Below are 21,778 nucleotides of genomic sequence, written 5' to 3'. Positions count from 1 at the left end.
ACATATCAAACGAAGAGATTCATCATATTCATTTACATTTATGTAATGTTAAAGACTAGAAAGCTAGATTGGCGCGAATTACTAATTGTGGAGTGTGAAAAAAAGACAAAATCTCTTAAAAAACACTTAATTTTTTATTCCATCTATCTTTACAATCCCTCCTTATAATGTGAATTGGACAAGCACCTAAGAGAAAGCAGAACATGTCAGTTTGTACATTCTATTATTAGGGGGAGAATTTGTATGAAAAAGACAGTTGCTTCGTTAGCAGTTATGGCGGCATTATTACCGACGTTTTCAGTGCATGCGGAAGGGAAAGAGCAAGCGCGAAAATCAGCTACAACTTTTAATGTTATTAGTGATATTCAAGGTGATTTAGGGGATTTTGATCATGTGCTAAAAGATATGAACAAAGTGACGCCACTTTCTAGAGCGCTTATTATGAATGGGGATATAACGCCGACTGGACAACAGTCACAATATGAGGATGTAAAGCGTGTGTTAAATAAAAATAAGCATCCAGAAAATGTATGGTCTACTGTTGGGAATCATGAGTTTTATGCTGGTAAATGGACAGCGGATGGGAAACTCTCTCAAAGTACATGGCCAAATGGTGTAACGGAAGAAACACTATTTGGTCGCTACTTACAATTTAGTGGACAAGAAAAGGTATATCATAAAAAAGAATTAGATGGCTATCCACTTTTATTTTTAGGAACTGAAAAATATATGAAATACCACGATTCAAAAATGTGGGACGAAGTATATATGAGTGATGAGCAATTAGGTTGGTTAAAACAAAATTTAGAAGAGTATAGTCAAAAAGATAAAAATAAGCCAATCTTTATTTTCTCTCATCACGTTTTACCTGATACAGTATCTGGATCAAGACAATCACCATATTTACAAGATTATTTAAACGTGGATAAATTGTACGATATATTAAAAGACTATCCGCAGGTTGTTTTCTTCACGAGTCATACACATTGGGATTTAAACTTACCTGACTGGGCTGGTAAAAAGAAAATTACAGGCGGAGATGAAAAAGGTTTCACTGTTGTAAATACGGGCGGGATTGAAACAGGCTGGATGTCAGCAGGGCCAAATGGAGGAGAGAAAACTGCTCCAGATGGCTATTCATTTAAACAAGGGTTACAAGTGAAAGCATATGGTAACGATGTAATTGTGACAGCTTACGATTACAAACGTGATAAGGATATAAAGAAGTTATTAATTAGTGATTCAAAAATTGCGCAGATGGCACCAAATGTAACGGCAGATGATCGTAAAAATATAATTGTCGGTGCAAATGAATATATGGAGTATTCTATAGAAGGAACGAATGAGTGGCATACGTATAGTCAAGCAAACCCTCCGAAATTTGATGGAGATAAAGTCGTATACGTACGCCATAAAGGTGAAATGAATTTAGAGCCGGGATTAACGCAGTTACTTCGTTTTTCGGTAAATAAGTGATTGGAGGGAGTCTGCATTTGAATGTGTGGGCTCTTTTTTTGTTGATGAGAAAGGGGTTGCCTGTCTGTCGTTTTTTGTCGATAGATCGATATATTAAGAAAATCGTTGATATACTGCAAGTTACGATCGATATATTTGAAAAATCGTTGATATATTGTAAGTAATGAACGATATATTTAAAAAATCGTTGATATAAATTTCATGTACCGTAATTAAGCTAAAATCATTAATACGGTTTTACTTATCAAAATGAAATTCTAATACATTTTTAACCGAGAAAGATGACTTCACCATTTTTACGTGTAATAATAGTAACGTTACATATATTGCGAAAGAAGTACAAAAGGAGCGTTACAATGAATTTAGCTAAATTCCCGAGAAAAAAATATACAGAATCATATACACCAATTGAAAAGTTAAACAATTTTTCAGAAGCACTTGGTGGCCCGACTATTTATTTTAAACGAGATGATTTACTTGGTTTAACAGCCGGTGGTAATAAGACGAGAAAGTTAGAATTTTTAGTTGCGGATGCACAGGAAAAGGGTGCAGATACGTTAATTACAGCTGGTGGTATTCAGTCAAATCATTGCCGCCTGACACTTGCTGCTGCGGTAAAAGAAAAAATGAAATGTATTCTTGTATTAGAGGAAGGGCTTGAGCCAGAAGAGAAGAGAGACTTTAACGGAAACTATTTCTTATATCACTTATTAGGTGCTGAAAACGTCATTGTTGTACCGAACGGAGCAGACCTGATGGAAGAGATGCATAAAGTAGCACAAGAAGTAAGTGAAAAAGGTAGTACACCATATGTAATTCCAGTTGGTGGATCAAACCCTACGGGCGCAATGGGATACGTTGCTTGTGCCCAAGAAATTATGGCGCAATCATTTGAGCAAGGAATTGATTTCAGTTCAGTTGTTTGCGTAAGCGGTAGCGCTGGTATGCATGCGGGTTTAATTACTGGTTTTTCTGGAACGCAAAGCCATATTCCTGTAATCGGGATTAACGTAAGTAGAGGAAAAGCTGAGCAAGAAGAGAAAGTAGCAAAACTTGTAGATGAAACTTCAGCACACGTTGGTATTCCAAACTTTATCCCGCGCGACGCTGTTATGTGCTTTGATGAATATGTAGGGCCAGGCTATGCGTTACCAACGCCGGAAATGGTAGAGGCAGTTCAGTTACTTGCGAAAACAGAAGGTATTTTACTTGATCCAGTGTATACAGGTAAGGCAGTAGCGGGATTAATCGACTTAATTAGAAAAGGTAATTTTAATAAGGAAGACAATATTTTATTCGTACATTCAGGTGGTTCACCAGCTTTATATGCGAATACGTCTCTATTTGCGTAAGTGTAAAAAGCATTGGGTATCCAATGCTTTTTTGTTATATACTGGAATTATCGAGAGGTAGGAGGATGATATGAATTCAAATTTAAAATGGATTATATATACGGTACTCGGCATTTCTATTCTATTAATCTTATTTGTGGCTTATGGGGTGTATTCTTATTTTACATTTTAAAAGCGTAATGGAAGTGAACTATTATATACACTAAAGGCGGAGAGCGCTATGCAAATGAGAAATTTGTATTTAGTCTTCAGCGTGATTTGTTTATTTGTAGTAACCAGCTGTTCAAATAATATAGGAAATCATAATCAAACAATCGAAGTGCAAAAATATGCTGGTGATAATCATTATGAGGATTTGAAGGTAATTACAGACAAGAATAAAGTATTGCAAGTAAAGAAAATATTAAATGATACTAACTTTGAAAATAAAAAGGTGGAAATGTCTCGTTCAGCTGATTATCAGTTTGTTTTTCAGTTTAAAAATCCGAAAATAGAAGCGAAAGCTGTTTTATATCAAATGTGGATTAGTCCTAATAAGGATAAATTAGAAATAATGGCGGGGGATAATCAGTACGCTCAATTAGCAGAGAAAGACGCAGCTGCTTTTATGAAGATTGTTACTGGTGAGAAGTTAGCTGAATAAAAGTATATGGTAGATTTTGCTCTCTAATTCCCCACTTATTTTTCGCTTTGAGGGATAATTAGTGAGAAATATCGAATGAGAAGTAATCGTGAAATAGTAAAGAATATATTCACGGCTAAAAGAGGAGTTGTTTAAAAAACTCTCCGCATCGTTATGTAATGTTAATAAGAAGAAGTAGAAGGTAGAAGTAAATCTAAATAAAACCCAAAAGGGATAAATAGGAAAATGTAGAATCTTTATATATAAGATGTTCTGAATTTTTAGATATAAGGTAGAGTGGAGGAAGAAAGATGATTCAATTTCCTATGGAAGATGCTGAACAATTTTTTAGATCCTATAGTATTGGTAGGTTTACAGTTAGTGAAGATGAAGGGAAATTAATTTTTAGTACAAACTTAAATGGTCATTCTAATTTATGGGCGATGGATTTACCCAATTTATCCCCTTATCCATTAACATATTGTAATCAATCAAGCAATTTTATTAAAATGGATTCTTTAAATCGATTTATTTTAGCTGGATTTGATAAAGATGGGGATGAAAATTATCATATTTATGCATTAAAACCAGAGGGTGGTGGATTGCTTGAATTGATTCCAGCAGGAGAGACAGAAAAGGATTACTTTGTGCATTTAACAGAGGATGGGGAACGATTATACTATGTCACAAGTAAAGATAACCCAATGTTCTTAAACTCTCGTTGTTATAATATACGCACAAAAGAAGATACGCTGTTGTTAACTGGTGTGGAGACACCTACATATGTAGAGGCAGTAAGTCCGAATGAATCAAGTTACATTGTTTTAAAGTCATATAGTAATACATATAATGTAGGATATGTAAAAAAAGGAGAAGAACTTATTTGTTTAGTACCTTCCATTGAGAAAGAACATACTGTAGGCTCCATTTCTTATATTGATGAAAATACAGTGATTTTCGTTACAAATTATGAAGAAGAGTTTTCCTATGTAGCTTCTTTTGATTTAAATAAACAGGAATTCAAACCAATCTGTAAAATAGAGAAGGAAGATATTTCCGATATAAAATGGCATGCTGAAACAAAAAATGGCTACATTGTTTCGTCGAAAGGTGTTACAGATAGGTTATATAAATTTGTATGGGATAAAAAAGAGTTAATTCTATTGAATTCTCCGGTAGATACGATAAGTCAAATTGAAATTACAAAATCGGAAAATTTATATTTACTAGGTGAAAGTGCGAAGAAAACAGCAAACATCTATTACAAGAAGAATAGAGATACAGAATGGGCAGCATTAACAAAAAACTATGTTATTGGTTTATCTGAATCTTCTTTTGTTGAACCGGATGTTATAACATATGCCTCTTTTGATGGGTTAAACATAGAAGCATTATTATTCCGGGCGAAAGGAGAAGTACAAAACGGATATACAATATTTTGGCCTCATGGTGGTCCACAAAGTGCTGAGACGAAAGATTTCAGAGCATTATTTCAATATTTATTAAGGCAGGGATATAATATTTTTGCGCCAAACTTTAGAGGTAGTACAAGATATGGTTCAACGTTTACAAAAATGATTGAAGGTGATTGGGGAGAAGCACCGCGTTTAGATTGTGTAGCAGGGATCGAATGGTTATTTGAACAGGGGATATCAACTCCTGATAAGTTATTTGTTATGGGCGGTAGTTATGGAGGATATATGACCTTATTGCTTCACGGGCGTCATTCAGAGTATTTCCGTGCAGCCATTGACATTTTTGGACCTAGCAATTTATTTAGTTTTATCGAATCTATGCCTGAAAATTGGAAACCGCTCGCAGTTAATTTAATAGGTGATATTAATAATGATAAAGATAAGCTTATACAAGATTCACCAATTACTTACTTAAATCAAATGAATAAACCACTCCTTATCATCCAAGGGGCAAATGATCCACGAGTTGTAAAGGAAGAATCGGATCAAATTTTTCAAGCGTTGCAAAAACAAGGAGTAGATGTAGAATACCTAGTATTAGACGATGAAGGGCATGGATTTTCAAAAAAAGAAAATGAAATATATGTATATCGTCGCATAACAGAATTTTTAGCAAAGCATAAGTAAAAGAAATGGCATTTTACGGGTTATGATCATATCGCTATCAGGCTAAAAATGCAGAGAAATGACAATGAAATTATTGAATAAACAAGAATGAAACAACTTAATTGTTACGTAACAAAAACGCTATTCTTTCCCTAGAATCATAGGAAGAGATGGCGTTTTTGTTATGAACTTATTGATTTTGTATGAACTGGAATTGTTGTCTAAAGAGTTGCAACAGATTTTTTTATAAATTGAAAGACAAGGAGACGAACTTGGATGGAGTATTGGAAGCACACAATAAATATATTGAGGAGTACATGTTTGAAAACATTAAATCAATGGAAAATGAAATATTTTGTTGGAATGTCTGAGCTGCGGACCAATTCTATCACTTTAATTAACTAAAAGAAGAACTTCCCCATCCCGATTAGACTACTGATCATTCCTATTCCACTCATGGTGCCTTTTCCTGCTGTAAGTAAGTTTCCAAGCATTCCTGGCTGACCGTTACCTCCGTTATTTCCCCATCCCATTGGGGCCCACGGACTACCCCATCCTGGAGGGTTTCCAAAAACACCCGAGTTATTGGTATTGAAATGAAAAGGCTTAGTTGGCGGCGATAGTAAAGCGGCAAGATGCCCTTGTGCGAACATCCCTGTATGATTGAATGGTTGCGCCCAGGGGAAGGAAGGTTTTTGAAAATTAAAACCTTCATGACCTGGTAGTGGAGTCCAATTATCGGGATGTCCTTGGGGCATCATCCCTGCATAATTGATTGGCTGCCCCCAAGAGAAGGGAGGGGGTTGGGGACTGAACCCCGTATAATTGGCTGGTGAATCCCAACTAACTGGATAGACTCGGTAACTCCAATTCTCAGGAAGCTTCAAATCATTCATTACCTCAGATTTAGTTATTTCGGGCTGTGAATATAATGAAATTTGGTTAGTATATTGTTCCCCGTTTCCCTTTGAATTCAAATACCAATATTGGTGCATACGCTTATTCTCCTCACTTTAAAAATGTAATGTTAGACTTAGCCTATGTAATATTCCTTTTTATGGATGGTTACATAACTAGATCTACAAGCCTGTATTTAAAGGAATGGGTGTGTGGACTTGTTGATTTAAAGTTTCACTTTATTTTAGAAGGGTATTTTCAGTTGCTTCTTTTATATATTTCAGCCTAATTTAAATTTCGTTAACAAACATTTTTATAAAGGTTTAATCAACAAAAAGATTTTAAAATGTTATGTTGGGCAAGTGGAATTGCTAAAAAGAGAATATCCATTCGAAGAGTTTGGCAAAATACTGCAAGGGTAATGTTTTCTTGTGCAAATATGTAAACGATTTAAACGAATCAATGAAATTTATAATGAAGGGGCAATTAAATATATGAGTGAAACATTACATAAAAGAAAACCACCATATTTAATGCTTGTAATTCTTTTTATTGGGGCATTTGTTTCATTTCTAAATAACTCGCTTTTAAATGTAGCCTTGCCATCAATAATGAAAGATTTAGACATTCAAGATTATTCAACGATCCAGTGGCTTTCTACAGGGTATATGCTTGTAAGTGGTATATTAATTCCGGCATCAGCATTTTTAATAACGCGTTTCTCGAATAGAAGCCTATTTATTACCTCTATGGTGATTTTTATTCTTGGTACTGCCTTAGCGGCTGTAGCGCCGAATTTTGGTTTATTACTTACTGGTCGGATGGTTCAAGCGGCAGGCTCTTCAGTTATGGGGCCTTTGTTAATGAATATTATGCTAGTAAGCTTTCCGAGAGAAAAAAGGGGAACAGCAATGGGGATTTTTGGACTAGTTATGATTACAGCTCCAGCAATTGGACCGACACTATCAGGTTATATTGTAGAGTATTATGACTGGCGTTTGCTTTTTGAAATGATTTTACCGTTAGCAATCATTAGCTTACTGTTAGGGATTTGGAAATCTGAGAATGTCATGAAACAAAACAAAAATGCAAAACTTGATTATCTCTCATTACTATTATCTTCTGTCGGTTTTGGCGGTTTGTTATATGGATTCAGTTCTGCAAGCTCCGATGGTTGGACAAATAAAGTTGTCTTAACAACCTTAATCATAGGTGCTATTGCCCTAATTGCTTTCATTATTCGTCAATTAAAAATGGATGAGCCGTTATTGGATTTACGTGTTTACAAGTACCCAATGTTTGCACTTGCGTCTGTAATTGCAATTGTTAACGCGGTGGCCATGTTTTCGGGTATGATTTTAACACCAGCTTATGTACAAAACGTCCGTGGTATTTCGCCGCTGAGCTCTGGGCTGATGATGCTTCCAGGTGCGGTTATAATGGGGATTATGTCACCAATTACAGGTAAACTATTTGATAAATATGGTCCTCGGATTCTTGGCATAGTGGGGCTTTCCATTACAGCTGTTTCAACTTATATGCTAGCAAACCTGCAACTCGACTCTAGTCACACACATATTATTCTTATTTACACACTGCGGATGTTTGGGATGGCGATGGTGATGATGCCACTTATGACAAATGGTCTTAATCAATTACCAACTCGTTTAAATCCGCACGGTACAGCTGTTAATAATACAGCTCAACAAGTGTCCGGTTCGATTGGTACTGCTATCCTTGTTACGATTATGAACTCTGTAACAAAAACAAAAGCTGAAAGTTTAATGTCTGATATAGATCCAACAACCTTTACAGAAACTACGAAGGCAATAGTAACTCAGAAGGCTTTATTATCTGGAATTCAATATTCATTTTATGTAGCGCTTGGCATGAATGTTGTTGCACTACTATTAGTTTTTTTCGTTAAACGTGTAGATACAAGTGCGGAGGCTGTCGAGAAGTTAAATCGGTAGAGAAGAATAAAACGCTAGATAAAGATTCCTACAAGTTTTTTTGCTGCTAAGGCGCCGGTATTTAAAGCTAGAAAAAACTAAAAGAAGCAGGGAAATAATTATATAGTAAAAGAGGACCTGATGTTCATATCAGGTCCTCTTTCATTAATAACAAGGTATACTTGCTTATCGTATTGGTTTAACTAAACTACTGATTTTTCGAATACTACAATCTTAAGCTCGTCAACTTCTCTATTTTTGGGTGTTTTAGAAGAAAATGAATCAAAATAATCTTTTTTATAAACAAATACAAGAGATGAGATCCGTTTGCAATTTCTCATAAACATTACAAGTTTAGATTATCTTTTAACACCAACATTAAAAGGCTCCAATTATATTTATTCGCTTCATTTTAATTTAGTATTTTTCTACAAGTTATAAATCTAATTGCCAAGCTTATACTCAATATCATAATCATGAATAGTTAGGGAAAAGATAAAATAAGGTAATCAATTACATATCTTTATCCCAGGCGATTAGTTGCTATTTCTTCTTTATTAAATGGGATATGTTATCCCGCATTAACGGGCAGTAAGACCCCCACCTCAAAATTTAGCGGAAGCAAAGAAGTTAGGTGGGGGACCAACTGCCCGTAAAAGCCCGATTGGTTCAACTAATAATCAGTGGGGGATGAACAAAACCCCCACTGATTAAAGTTTCACTTTATTTCATGCTTTTTTGAAAGGGTGTTTTAAATGGAAAAAAAAGTATCTGCCATTCCTCAGCCGAAAACATATGGACCGCTGGGTAATCTCCCATTAATCGATAAAGATAAACCGACGCTATCCTTTATCAAGATAGCGGAAGAGTATGGTCCCATTTTTCAAATTCAAACTTTAAGTGATACCATCATTGTCGTTTCTGGACATGAATTGGTAGCAGAAGTTTGTGATGAAACACGGTTCGATAAAAGTATAGAGGGTGCTTTAGCAAAAGTTCGTGCCTTTGCTGGGGACGGATTATTTACTAGCGAGACTCACGAGCCTAACTGGAAAAAAGCTCATAATATTTTGATGCCTACATTTAGCCAACGGGCAATGAAAGATTACCATGCCATGATGGTCGATCTTGCTGTACAACTCGTTCAAAAATGGGCACGGCTTAATCCGAATGAAAACGTAGATGTTCCGGAGGATATGACTCGTCTTACGTTAGATACAATTGGTCTATGTGGTTTTAATTACCGATTTAATAGCTTTTATCGTGAGACCCCTCATCCTTTTATCACTAGCATGAGCCGTGCTCTAGATGAGGCGATGCACCAATTGCAGCGGCTAGATATAGAAGACAAACTCATGTGGAGAACGAAACGTCAATTTCAACATGATATCCAATCTATGTTTTCTTTAGTAGATAATATTATTGCTGAACGTAAAAGTAGTGGAAATCAGGAAGAAAATGATTTACTTTCCCGTATGTTAAATGTACAGGATCCGGAAACTGGTGAAAAATTAGATGATGAAAACATTCGTTTCCAAATTATCACTTTTTTAATAGCTGGACATGAGACAACAAGTGGATTGTTATCTTTTGCAATTTACTTTTTATTAAAGAATCCGGATAAGTTGAAAAAAGCCTATGAAGAAGTAGACCGTGTTTTGACGGATCCTACTCCAACATACCAACAAGTTATGAAACTGAAGTATATACGGATGATTTTAAATGAATCGCTACGTCTATGGCCTACCGCTCCAGCATTCAGTCTCTATGCAAAAGAAGATACAGTGATTGGCGGGAAATACCCAATTAAGAAAGGAGAAGATCGTATTTCTGTTCTTATTCCACAGCTACATAGGGATAAAGATGCATGGGGAGACAATGTAGAAGAATTCCAACCTGAACGATTTGAAGAGCTGGATAAGGTTCCTCATCATGCTTATAAGCCATTTGGAAATGGCCAGAGAGCATGTATCGGTATGCAATTTGCACTTCATGAAGCGACTCTTGTAATGGGAATGCTTCTTCAACATTTTGAATTAATCGATTATCAAAACTATCAGCTGGACGTAAAACAAACATTAACGCTAAAGCCCGGTGATTTTAAGATTAGGATTCTACCCCGAAAACAAACTATTAGTCATCCTACTGTTCTTGCACCTACAGAGGACAAGCTGAAAAACGATGAAATTAAGCAGCACGTCCAGAAGACACCTTCTATTATTGGGGCCGATAATCTTTCACTTCTTGTTCTGTATGGCTCGGATACAGGTGTAGCAGAAGGTATTGCAAGAGAATTAGCAGATACAGCTAGTTTAGAAGGAGTTCAAACGGAAGTGGTAGCTCTTAACGATCGAATTGGAAATTTGCCAAAAGAAGGAGCGGTACTTATTGTGACTTCTTCTTATAATGGAAAACCGCCAAGTAATGCAGGGCAGTTTGTGCAATGGTTGGAGGAACTAAAACCAGATGAGCTAAAAGGGGTTCAATACGCAGTTTTTGGTTGTGGAGATCATAATTGGGCTAGTACCTACCAACGGATTCCAAGATACATTGATGAGCAGATGGCTCAAAAAGGAGCAACAAGATTTTCTAAACGCGGAGAAGCAGATGCAAGTGGTGATTTCGAGGAACAGCTTGAGCAATGGAAACAAAACATGTGGTCTGATGCGATGAAGGCATTTGGATTGGAGCTCAACAAAAATATGGAAAAAGAGCGCAGTACTTTGAGTCTGCAATTTGTTAGTCGTCTTGGAGGATCTCCTCTTGCACGAACATATGAAGCAGTTTATGCATCTATACTAGAAAATCGTGAACTCCAATCACCCAGCAGTGATAGAAGTACACGACATATCGAGGTATCTTTGCCAGAAGGCGCTACATATAAAGAAGGAGACCACCTTGGAGTGTTGCCAGTTAATAGCGAGAAAAATATCAACCGAATTTTAAAACGTTTTGGATTAAATGGGAAGGATCAAGTTATACTGAGTGCAAGTGGACGAAGTATAAATCACATACCTTTAGACAGTCCTGTTAGTTTATTGGACCTTCTTAGTTATAGTGTTGAAGTTCAAGAAGCTGCCACTCGAGCACAAATACGAGAAATGGTAACATTCACAGCATGTCCTCCTCATAAAAAAGAATTGGAAGCATTATTAGAAGAAGGAGTTTACCATGAACAAATACTAAAGAAACGGATTTCAATGTTGGACCTTCTTGAAAAGTATGAGGCTTGTGAAATCCGATTTGAACGCTTTTTAGAACTTCTTCCTGCGCTCAAACCGCGTTACTATTCTATTTCAAGCTCTCCACTCGTTGCACACAATCGTCTGAGCATTACGGTCGGTGTTGTTAATGCGCCTGCATGGAGTGGAGAAGGGACATATGAAGGCGTCGCTTCTAATTACTTAGCTCAGCGTCATAGTAAAGATGAGATTATCTGTTTCATTCGAACGCCACAATCAAACTTTGAATTGCCTAAAGATCCAGAAACACCAATTATTATGGTTGGGCCAGGTACTGGAATTGCACCATTCCGTGGATTCTTGCAAGCGCGTCGTGTTCAAAAGCAAAAAGGTATTAACTTAGGACAAGCGCATCTATATTTTGGTTGTCGTCATCCTGAAAAAGATTATCTCTATCGTACAGAACTAGAAAATGATGAAAGAGATGGATTAATCTCTTTACACACAGCTTTTTCTCGTCTAGAGGGACATCCAAAAACATATGTACAGCATTTAATAAAACAAGATAGAATCAATTTAATTTCGTTATTAGATAATGGAGCTCATCTTTATATATGTGGTGATGGAAGTAAAATGGCTCCGGATGTAGAAGATACCCTTTGTCAAGCGTATCAAGAAATTCATGAAGTCAGTGAACAAGAAGCAAGAAATTGGTTGGATCGTGTGCAAGATGAAGGGCGATATGGAAAAGATGTTTGGGCTGGTATATGAATGTTTCTTAATTAGTTACGTATTAACTAATGAATTTTTTTCGAATAAATTTCACTTTATTAGTATAGTGTATTTAGATGAATAGTGATTAACCGGACTATTTAGTATCTACTAAATAAAAAACAGGACCTGATATTCATCTATCAGGTCCTGTTTCACATAGACATTATACATGGATATTTTCCACACATTATCAATGTTTGTAATGTAGTTAGTCTTGTGGGTCAGCAATAAAATCAGATATTATTTTTTCGATATCGAAAGGAGTAATCCCTTTATCCAAAGAAAAAATGCTTTCTGCTTCTTCGATTTCTTGAACGAGTTCACCTCTAGCTTCAATATGTAATCGGAACAAGTCATATAAATTCGGTTTAACTAAATTAGTTAAAGCCTTTCCAACTAGTATCATACCTTTTTGATTAGCCTCGATGGTATTATCATAAGTTAGATCTCTTGTAAGAGACAAATCTGTCCAAATCAATTTTCGTTCCTTTAAGTCTAAAATAACTGGAATAGAGATTTGGGTGTCGGCAGTAATATCCACTTTATCTTGAACAGTAGAAGGTTCAAATACTTCACCTGAACCAGGATATTGACGAACCATCCAACCAGTAAAGCATTCTGGTAAATCTTTATATGGTTGATCTGTATAAGAAAGCAAAGTCATAACTACATAGCGTCCACCATATTTCAGTACAGACGGAATATCGAAATCAATGAATTCAGATGCTCCCTTTGGTGCAGAAGTAATATCTCCGCTATGGTAGGCTTTGAAATTTTTTGAACGTAAGTTCGTGAAGGATACATGTTCTTTGTATTGCCAATCTTCGTCGTACATTGCAGCAGACAAATCAATGTCAACACGTCCTGTATGTTGTCCATTCACATAGCCTTCTTTCCACCATAGGAAAAAACGAATCGTATCTCCTTCTGGCAAATCTACTTTACTTCCTCGAGATAATGTGCGAAGCGCTTTGCTGGCTGAACGTTGAGAGAAGGGAACTAAGTGATTTTTTAACTGTTCATCCAAAAATACTTTTCCGAGACTTGGAAGTTCTGCGAAGCGATTTTTTAAAGTATCTTCACACATTTTTACAATCATTAAACAAATATCCTCTGAGATAAATGGAAGTGTATTTTCGATACCTATAGCTTTTGCTACATTTCCCTTTGGAAAAAAGGTACGAAATTCATTTTTATCATTTCGATGCTTAAAATGAGCTGTGAGTTGAAGTAATACAGGAGTAGAAACGTTTCCTATTATACTTAGAAAATCTTCGAGAATATTGAAAACATCTGTTGACTTATCACTACATAAACGGATTAAATGATCCAAGCGTCTGGCAAATTCCCCCGGGCGAGTTTTTAAAAGATTTTTTGCTGTCATGATATCACGATTCAACAAAGCTGCTTCTATTTTTCCATTAAATGTTTCAACTTTAATGTTGTTGCGAAGCATCTCAAATGCTCGGTGGGTTTTTGGGAAACGAGTATGATATTCTGCTGGATGAAGAATTTCACCTAAACGAATCCAACGTTTTTTGTATCGAATCATATCTTCGGTAATGTTTCCGCATTGCTCTAACAATCCTAAAAGGAAGCGTCTTTCTACTCGGTTAAACTTCTTGAATCGAACGGAGGATGCTAAACTCACATCACCTTCAGATAAAGCAACTGCAAGGCGAAGAACATCAGTTGCTGTTTTAAAATACTTTGCAGCAGCATCGGCTGATATTTTTCTGTTTATTAATAAAACCCCAAGTATAAAAGACATATTTTCCTTATGAGGAATTACATTAGGTAGAAAACAGGAAACATCTTCAGTGTGTGTAATAGCCCATTCTACATCTGTCTTATCAGTTGAGGAAATAGAGCTGTTTGCACTAATCAATTGAGAAATCATTTGATTGAAATCTTCTTCACTTCCTAAGTCAATAACTTTCAAATCAACGCTATCTAAAAGAGGAAGTCGTTCTTCTACTTTTGATACAGGTAGGCACAACGTCACATAATGAATAACGGCATTGATGTATAAATCAGCGTCACTTAAATCCATCATTTGTTGCGGAAAGTTTGGATACATAGGAGTAAACTGAATATGTGCACCAACCATTTCTTTTAAATGTTTTACCAACTCTTTGTAAAACGATGTGAATGCATCAACCGAAAGTGTTTGCAACTCTTCTATTAAAGGCTCGGAAAAAATAAATCCTAAACTTTCCAAGTTTTTTAAAACAGTGGCTAAATACATGTTCGGTAGTTTATTTTCTTCTCTTTTTATAATTACTTTCAAACTTCTTCTTATGTAAATAGAATTTTTCATGAGAACGCCAGCTATTCACTCCTTATAAAAGAGGGGGAATAGTCCGACTGTCCTCCTTTCAGTGGTAGATTTTTATTTTTACATGCATAAAGACACTAATTGTAGAGAAATGCACAGAGGATACATAGTTATTTTTTAGTGAAAAATTAGAGGTATAACATTTAGTTGTTAAGTGGTAATTTGTTAATTAAGAAAAGAAAACCTCTACATCAATGGTTGATAAACTAAAGTTTATTCAATCCCAAAGAAGAAAGAGGTTTTATAGTCTAATTATTTTCATAGGAAATTGACAACTCTAAAACAATTTGAAATTTCTACAAAGAAGGAAGAATTGTCATAGCCTATGTGTTTAGCAGGAAAGTAACATCCCTATTTCGCCAAAGAAGTTAGAAGGAAGGAACGTCATAGCCTGCTTTATTAGTATATTCTCATGCGAAGAGCAATTCAAGTATACTGTCTGATTTTTTATATTTTTCTTAAAGGGGAATTTTCATTTTTGATATATTATGGAATGGAGTTGAATGAGTATTATAAATACAAAAGGTGAAATTAAAAAAACAAAAAGAAAAGTATTACTAACTATACTTACTATGTTCGTAATTATAATTGGATTTGGATATTGGAAACTTTTTAGTTTGCAAGGTGTTCCAAAAGGGGAATTAATTCGAACAGTGAAATCTCCAGATGGAAAATATCTCATCAAGATTTATTTTCATAATGCAGGATCATTAAGTGCGGATGCTGTTAGGGGTGAATTAGTTAACCTTGATACAGATTCAGAGAAAAATATATATTGGAATTATCCAGATACCGATCCATATATTGAATGGGTAAATAAGAATATTGTTAGAATTGGAGATCAAACTTTATATTTTTCGCAGAAAGAAACCTATGATTGGCGTGATGATGATAAGCACGTTAAAGAAATGCCTAAACAGTTTATTAGATAAAACAAGAAAATTTAAATGTATTTAATCTTATTTGTTTAACTATAGATAGTATTATATGAGTGAAAAAGTCCATTTAAATCTTCTAAATGGACTTTTTTAGGTTTCTAGATACGACTACTGATAAAAATGGAACAAACTTGTTACTTAGGTTGTCTATTAAGTATACGTATAAAACAGGTGTTCATGATAGTTCAATCATTTTATGAAAAGTGAGATGCAAGAAGAGTGATATCCGATACACTCTTTAATTGTATCGATATGTATAACACCTAGAAAAACTATATATTCTTGAAAGAGGTTGAAAATGTATGATAGTCTTAAACAAGTTTTTTAACATTTTACATTACAAAAAGATGGTACCTGTAGTATTTCTTTCATGTGCAACGCTTATAGGCTGTTCCGATGGTAATACTCAATCTGAATTACCTAAACAAACAAAACAAACAAATCAAACCAAACAAGAAACTACTGGTAATGATTCTTTTGCTAAACTTGAAAAAGAATTTGATGCTAAACTCGGTATTTATGCATTGGACACTGATACGAATCAAACCGTTACGTATCAATCAGATAAACGGTTTGCATACGCATCTACCCACAAAGCTTTAGCTGTGGGAGTACTTTTACAAAAGAAATCAATAGAAGATCTAAATCAAAGAGTTTTGTATACTCGTGAAGATCTTGTTAATTACAATCCAATTACAGAAAAGTATGTTGATAGGGGTATGACTCTGAAAGAGCTTGCAGATGCTTCCCTTCGATATAGTGATAATACTGCGCAAAATCTTATTCTTAAACAATTAGGTGGACCTAGTGAATTCAAAAAATCACTGAGAGAAATAGGAGATACCGTTACAAATCCTGAACGTTTTGAACCAGAGTTAAACGAAGTGCATCCAGGAGACGTACATGATACTAGTACCCCAAAGGCATTAGCTACTAGTCTTCAGTCTTTTGCGCTAGGAGATGTACTTTCAACTGAGAAACGGGATTTATTAATAGATTGGATGAAAAGGAATACTACGGGAGACAACTTAATTCGTGCTGGAGTTCCAGGAGGATGGGAAGTAGCTGATAAGACGGGATCGGGATCTTATGGAACCAGAAATGATATCGCAATTATTTGGCCACCAAATAAAAAGCCAATTGTTCTTGCGATACTTTCTAATCATGATAAAGAGGATGCTAAATACGATGATAAGCTTATTGCAGAAGCAACCAAAATAGCGCTGGGTGTCTTAAAAGCTAAAAATAAATAATAATAGTATTAGTTATTGAAATTTTCCTGTTTTTCCGTCACAATACTGTGACGGTCTTTTTGTGTATTTTACAAAAGATCGTCTTAAGTAAAGAAAGAAGATAGAAACCATCTCTATTAAGTTTATTAACTAAGTAACAACAAATATATGCTTTATTGAATACTTATTGCATTTAATGTGGAGGAATAAAATGGAGTCGAAAATTCTTATTGTTGATGATGATAAAGAGATTAGAAATCTTATCTCGGTATATCTGGAAAATGAAGGCCTAAAAACTCAAAAGGCAGAAGATGCTATACAAGCTTTACAACTGTTAGAAGAAAAGGACTTTGATTTGATTATTTTAGATATTATGATGCCGAATATGGATGGCATTGAAGCATGTATGAAAATTAGGGAAGATCGCAATATGCCTATCATTATGCTATCTGCAAAATCTGAGGATATAGACAAAATTCAGGGCCTAGCCTCTGGTGCAGACGATTATTTATCAAAACCGTTTAATCCCTTGGAATTAATCGCTAGGGTAAAATCCCAATTAAGAAGGTTTAAAAAATACAATTCATCAATAGAACATAATAAAAGCATTCTAGAAATTGGTGACTTAACCGTGAATACAGATACACGTCAAGTATGGATAAGAGGAAAAGAAACAAGGTTAACTCCAAAAGAGTTTGCTATTCTCGAACTACTTGCCCGCAACAAAGGGAGTGTCCTGAGTGTAGCAAAAATATATGAAGCAGTTTGGGAAGAGGTTTTTTATAAATCAGACAATACCGTCATGGTGCATATTACAAAAATAAGAGATAAAATTGAAGAGGATTCTAAACATCCCATTTACATTAAAACTGTTTGGGGAATTGGGTATAAAATATGAAGAATGTTAGTTTCAGAAATAAGATCATTACAAAACTTCTTGGTGCTGTTGCAATTAGTTTTTTTATTTCATTTGGTTTAACAATCCTCATTTTGGTATACGTCATAGATCCATTATTTGTAAAACACGAAGAATTTGGTATGTTTGAAGGCAATTTGGCATTGTTTTTCTTATTCGCGTTCGCAATCTTTACCTTTATCATACTTTTTTTGATATTGGTTCGAAAGAAAATAGTATATTTGAAGCTCATTTCGGATAATGTAAATGATATTGCCAATGGAAAACTGGGTTTGACAATTGGGATTAAGGGGAAGGACGAATTGACCCAACTTGCTCAAAATATCAACTATATGTCCAAGGAATTGGAAAATACATTTGAACAAGAAAGACGATTAGAACGTACAAAAAATGAACTTATAACGAACGTATCTCATGATTTACGCACACCGTTAACATCTATTATTGGCTATATAGATTTATTAAAACGAGGGCAATACAATAGTAAAACACAATTACAGGAATACCTTGAAACCACGTATTCAAAGGCACAGAGACTGAAATATTTAATTGATGAGCTGTTTGAATATACTCGTTTATCAGGCGTAGATGCTAAGTTAAATCTTAATGAAGTCGATTTATCAGGTTTGTTGGAGCAAATAGTTGGAGAATACATTCCTATATTTGAAAAGGAACGCTTAATCGTTCAAAAATCAATTACACAAGAAACAATACCTATTTTCATAGATGCAGAAAAAATGGTACGTGTATATGAAAATCTGTTTATGAATGCGATAAAGTACAGCATGAAACCATCCGAATTATCTATATGTCTTGAACTAATAGGTAACAAGGCAATTTTGAAAGTATCAAATAAAGTCGAGAAACCGCCTGTTAGCGATCCGAATAAATTGTTTGAAAGGTTTTTCAGGGGTGATAAGGCAAGAAAAAATGATCAAGGAAATGGACTGGGGCTTGCTATTTCAAAAAGAATTGTTGAACTTCATCATGGTAATATACATGCAGAATATAAAGAAGGTTGGATATCCTTTATTGTTGAACATCCAATCGAATAGATTGGCTTATGGAATTACAGGTTCCATAAGCTTTTTTTTTATAAACCTTAAGAATTCTTAAGGTTTTTTCAGGGTGTTTCCTAATTTTTATAGTTTATCATGTATGTATTCAAAGCGATGAGGTGAGTGGAGAAATTAAAATAAAATTTTCTTTACAGCTTCCAAGTGGATACATCGTGACAGCCTTATGGAAAAGGTAGATGCAACATGACTATTTTGTTAGTAGCAAATATGAATAGCAACTTATTTTAAAGAAATGAAAAAACAAACGTAGGAGGATATATATGACGAAACCAGTTGTAGACGTGAAAAACGTCCAAAAAGTTTACGGTAAAAAAGGTGATAACCAATCACACGCGTTAAAAGGTGTTTCATTCTCAATTCATGAGGGGGAGTTTGTCGGAATTATGGGGCCATCTGGTTCTGGTAAAACAACATTATTAAATGTAATTTCAACGTTAGATAAAGCGACAGGCGGTGTTGTTGAAATTGCGGGTACGGATATTACGAAAATGAAGCAAGGTGAGCTTTCTGATTTCCGTTCGCAAAAATTAGGATTCATTTTCCAAGACTTTAACTTATTAGAAAATTTATCTATTTACGAAAATATTGCACTTCCACTTTCACTTCAGGGTGTCCCATCACGAAATATTGGACAGAAAGTAGAAAAGGTAGCTGATATGTTAGGAATTTCAGCAATCCTTCAAAAGTATCCATCTGAAGTATCTGGTGGACAAAAACAGCGTTCAGCAGCAGCACGTGCGTTAGTGCATGAGCCAGCAATTATTTTAGGGGACGAGCCAACAGGAGCGCTTGATTCTAAAAATGCAACAAGTTTACTGGATGCGATGACAAACTTAAATAAAGAACAAGGTGTATCCATTATGATGGTGACGCATGATCCTTACAGCGCAAGTTACTGTCAGCGTATTTTATTCATTCAAGATGGTGAGTTATATAAAGAAATTCATCGCGGTGGTACCCGTGAAGAATTCTATAAAGAAATTTTAGACGTGCTTGCAAACTTAGGCACACAAAAAGCGTAAGGAAGGAAGTTCAATCATGTTATTTAAACTTTCTATGTCAGGCCTAAAAAGTAAGTTGCAAGATTACATTGTTTTACTTGTTGGTCTTATTGTCTCTATTTCAACTTTTTATATGTTTCAAACGCTAGCATCCAATAAAACGTTCCTTGAATCTAATTCTTCTATTAGGGATATTGTCGCTGTCTTTAAAATTGGTTCCTTTTTGTTAGCGGTTATCACATTTTTCTATATTTTATATGCAAACTCTTTCTTATCAGCTCTTCGTCAAAAAGAATTTGGTATGTATATGATGTTAGGAGCAAAAAAGCATAAAGTTACATTACTTATGTTTATCGAAACAATCGTATTAGGCGCTGTGTCTCTTGCGATTGGAATTACAATTGGTGTAGGACTTGCAGAAGGTATCGGTCAACTATTAATGAAACAACTCGAGTTTGCTGGTGAAGGTTATAAAGCATTTTATCTACCATCAATAACTATTACTTGCGTCTACTTCTTTGTACTATTTATATTATCAGCAATTATGAATAGTATTAAATTATCGCGTATTTCTGTACTGCAACTTGTACATGCAGATGCACAAACTGAACGTGTCGCCGTAAAAGGAAAAATGACCGTTGTAGTTGCATTCCTTGGTATTCTTTTATTGGGTATTGGTTATGCATCATTGATTTATATGTCATATGTAAATCCGCTAATTGCTTTGGGATTAATGGCCGTTGGATTAATCACAGCAACCGTTGGTACTTACCTTATATTTGGATCACTTCTCCCAGTTATGATTAACAAGCTAAAGAGTAATAAAAAACATAGTGAAAAAGGCTTAAATGCTTTTACTTTTGCACAATTAAATTTCCGCATTAATGGTCTAACAAATGTGCTTGCAACAGTAGCAATCTTAGTGGCTCTTGGTGCTGGTGGAATTGCTTGTGGTATGGCATTTAAAAACAACATCCTAAAAACGACAGATCAAATGCGAATTTACGATTCAGTCATTCATAATCCAACAGCGGAAGAAAAGAAAATTTTGGGTGGTATCTTATTTCAAGAAAAACATGAATATCATTACAAAGTTGATGATAGGTATGTTTATTATCTTAAAGAAGATGTAGAAAAAAATCGTCCTTTCTTGCAAGGTATGAAAATAGAGAAAGTTTCAGAGGAAATACCCATTGGTGCATTTTCAATAAAACGGGTTCAAGGAGAGACGAACACAAAACAATGGATCCAGGCTTTCAGAACGATCCAGCCAGATTATATGTATCCTGATTATGAAATGAAAATTGTAGATCAAAACATATACGATGGTATGAAGGGTAAAGAAAGTACTGTGTTTATGGGGAGAACAGATGATTTTGGATCATACATAAAAGAATGGAAAAAACTTGATGAATTACAGATGGCAAAATATAAAAATGTGAGAGCGGAAGAATTGGATAGTAAGTATCAAGCGTATATTGTGAGTCATAATTTTGCCAGCGGACTAATATTTATGGGTTTTTTCGTTGGAGTTGCATTTTTAGCAATGATGGCAAGCTGCTTAATGTTTAAAATTCTATCCGGTGCATCCAAAGATAGTACACGTTATCAAATGCTTCGTAAAATCGGTGTTCGCAGGGAGTTATTAATACAATCGATTTATAAAGAGTTATTCTTCGTATTTTTAGTCCCAGCAATTGTGGGTATTGTTCACGTATTAGTTGGTATAAACATGTTCAGCGTTCTTTTGGCTGATCCGTACTTTCGTATTTGGCTACCAATTATTATTTTCGTAGTGATTTACTCGATTTACTACTTGATTACAGTTCAATTGTATAAAAGAATTGTACTTCCGAAAGAAAAATAGTTTTACAAAACATACAAAATGTTAAACTCAAAAAAACCAGTGATATCCTACACATGTACTAGTATCACTGG

The 21,778-nt window shown here is 35.0% G+C and carries 14 protein-coding genes; 12 read left to right on the top strand and 2 right to left on the bottom strand.

The features are described from left to right. Nucleotides 1-243: 243 nt before the first annotated feature. From ATL10_RS13925 to ATL10_RS13905, 4 genes are all read left to right on the top strand, one after another. Nucleotides 244-1,476 carry a DUF4073 domain-containing protein gene (locus ATL10_RS13925; protein ID WP_110497029.1) on the top strand — a complete coding sequence of 411 codons (1,233 nt, stop codon included), beginning with the start codon at nt 244-246 and terminating at the stop codon, nt 1,474-1,476. 356 nt (nt 1,477-1,832) lie between these two features. Continuing rightward, on the top strand, nt 1,833-2,828 hold the full coding sequence (gene cuyA / locus ATL10_RS13920; RefSeq protein ID WP_090977601.1) for a D-cysteate sulfo-lyase: 996 nt from the start codon (nt 1,833-1,835) through the stop codon (nt 2,826-2,828). Between the two features lie 220 nt (nt 2,829-3,048). Further along, nucleotides 3,049-3,471 carry a YhfM domain-containing protein gene (locus tag ATL10_RS13910; RefSeq protein WP_001178454.1) on the top strand — a complete coding sequence of 141 codons (423 nt, stop codon included), beginning with the start codon at nt 3,049-3,051 and terminating at the stop codon, nt 3,469-3,471. A gap of 290 nt (nt 3,472-3,761) precedes the next feature. Further along, nucleotides 3,762-5,552, top strand: a complete 1,791-nt coding sequence (locus ATL10_RS13905) for a S9 family peptidase (protein WP_097822309.1) — start codon at nt 3,762-3,764, stop codon at nt 5,550-5,552. Between the two features lie 380 nt (nt 5,553-5,932). Here the strand turns inward: ATL10_RS13905 and ATL10_RS13900 are convergent, their stop codons facing one another. Continuing rightward, on the bottom strand, nt 5,933-6,526 hold the full coding sequence (locus ATL10_RS13900) for a hypothetical protein (RefSeq protein WP_000554433.1): 594 nt from the start codon (nt 6,524-6,526) through the stop codon (nt 5,933-5,935). 396 nt (nt 6,527-6,922) lie between these two features. Here ATL10_RS13900 and ATL10_RS13895 point away from each other — a divergent pair, with 396 nt between their 5' ends. Beyond that, nucleotides 6,923-8,401: a DHA2 family efflux MFS transporter permease subunit gene (locus ATL10_RS13895; protein WP_016098696.1), complete on the top strand. Its 1,479-nt coding sequence runs from the start codon at nt 6,923-6,925 to the stop codon at nt 8,399-8,401. A 734-nt stretch (nt 8,402-9,135) separates the two neighbouring features. Next, complete coding sequence (gene cypD / locus ATL10_RS13890; protein WP_090977605.1) at nt 9,136-12,333, top strand: bifunctional P-450/NADPH--P450 reductase; 3,198 nt, start codon at nt 9,136-9,138, stop codon at nt 12,331-12,333. Between the two features lie 211 nt (nt 12,334-12,544). Here cypD and ATL10_RS13885 read toward each other — a convergent pair whose 3' ends face one another. Then, entirely contained in the window at nt 12,545-14,656 is a 2,112-nt protein-coding gene (locus tag ATL10_RS13885; RefSeq protein ID WP_100910129.1) for a TerD family protein, read from the bottom strand. A gap of 521 nt (nt 14,657-15,177) precedes the next feature. On the opposite strand from ATL10_RS13885, the gene ATL10_RS13880 reads away from it, so the two are divergent. From ATL10_RS13880 to ATL10_RS13855, 6 genes are all read left to right on the top strand, one after another. Further along, complete coding sequence (locus ATL10_RS13880; protein WP_100910130.1) at nt 15,178-15,606, top strand: DUF5412 domain-containing protein; 429 nt, start codon at nt 15,178-15,180, stop codon at nt 15,604-15,606. A 308-nt stretch (nt 15,607-15,914) separates the two neighbouring features. After that, nucleotides 15,915-16,865, top strand: a complete 951-nt coding sequence (gene bla / locus ATL10_RS13875; RefSeq protein WP_097822314.1) for a class A beta-lactamase — start codon at nt 15,915-15,917, stop codon at nt 16,863-16,865. A 190-nt stretch (nt 16,866-17,055) separates the two neighbouring features. Then, nucleotides 17,056-17,742 (top strand): response regulator transcription factor, encoded by a 687-nt coding sequence (locus ATL10_RS13870; RefSeq protein ID WP_100910131.1) that lies wholly within the window; start codon nt 17,056-17,058, stop codon nt 17,740-17,742. Continuing rightward, nucleotides 17,739-18,815, top strand: a complete 1,077-nt coding sequence (locus tag ATL10_RS13865; RefSeq protein WP_100910132.1) for a sensor histidine kinase — start codon at nt 17,739-17,741, stop codon at nt 18,813-18,815. Before ATL10_RS13870 ends, ATL10_RS13865 begins: the two co-directional genes overlap by 4 nt. 284 nt (nt 18,816-19,099) lie before the next feature. Continuing rightward, nucleotides 19,100-19,861 carry an ABC transporter ATP-binding protein gene (locus tag ATL10_RS13860; protein WP_110497027.1) on the top strand — a complete coding sequence of 254 codons (762 nt, stop codon included), beginning with the start codon at nt 19,100-19,102 and terminating at the stop codon, nt 19,859-19,861. Nucleotides 19,862-19,877: 16 nt separating this feature from the next. Continuing rightward, nucleotides 19,878-21,707 (top strand): FtsX-like permease family protein, encoded by a 1,830-nt coding sequence (locus tag ATL10_RS13855; protein WP_000897819.1) that lies wholly within the window; start codon nt 19,878-19,880, stop codon nt 21,705-21,707. The last annotated feature ends 71 nt before the right edge of the window (nt 21,708-21,778 follow it).

Source organism: Bacillus sp. 196mf (assembly GCF_003217275.1).
Lineage (GTDB): Bacteria > Bacillota > Bacilli > Bacillales > Bacillaceae_G > Bacillus_A > Bacillus_A thuringiensis_S.
The sequence above is the reverse complement of the archived record's forward strand: the minus strand, read 5'-3'. Positions and strand labels throughout refer to the sequence as shown.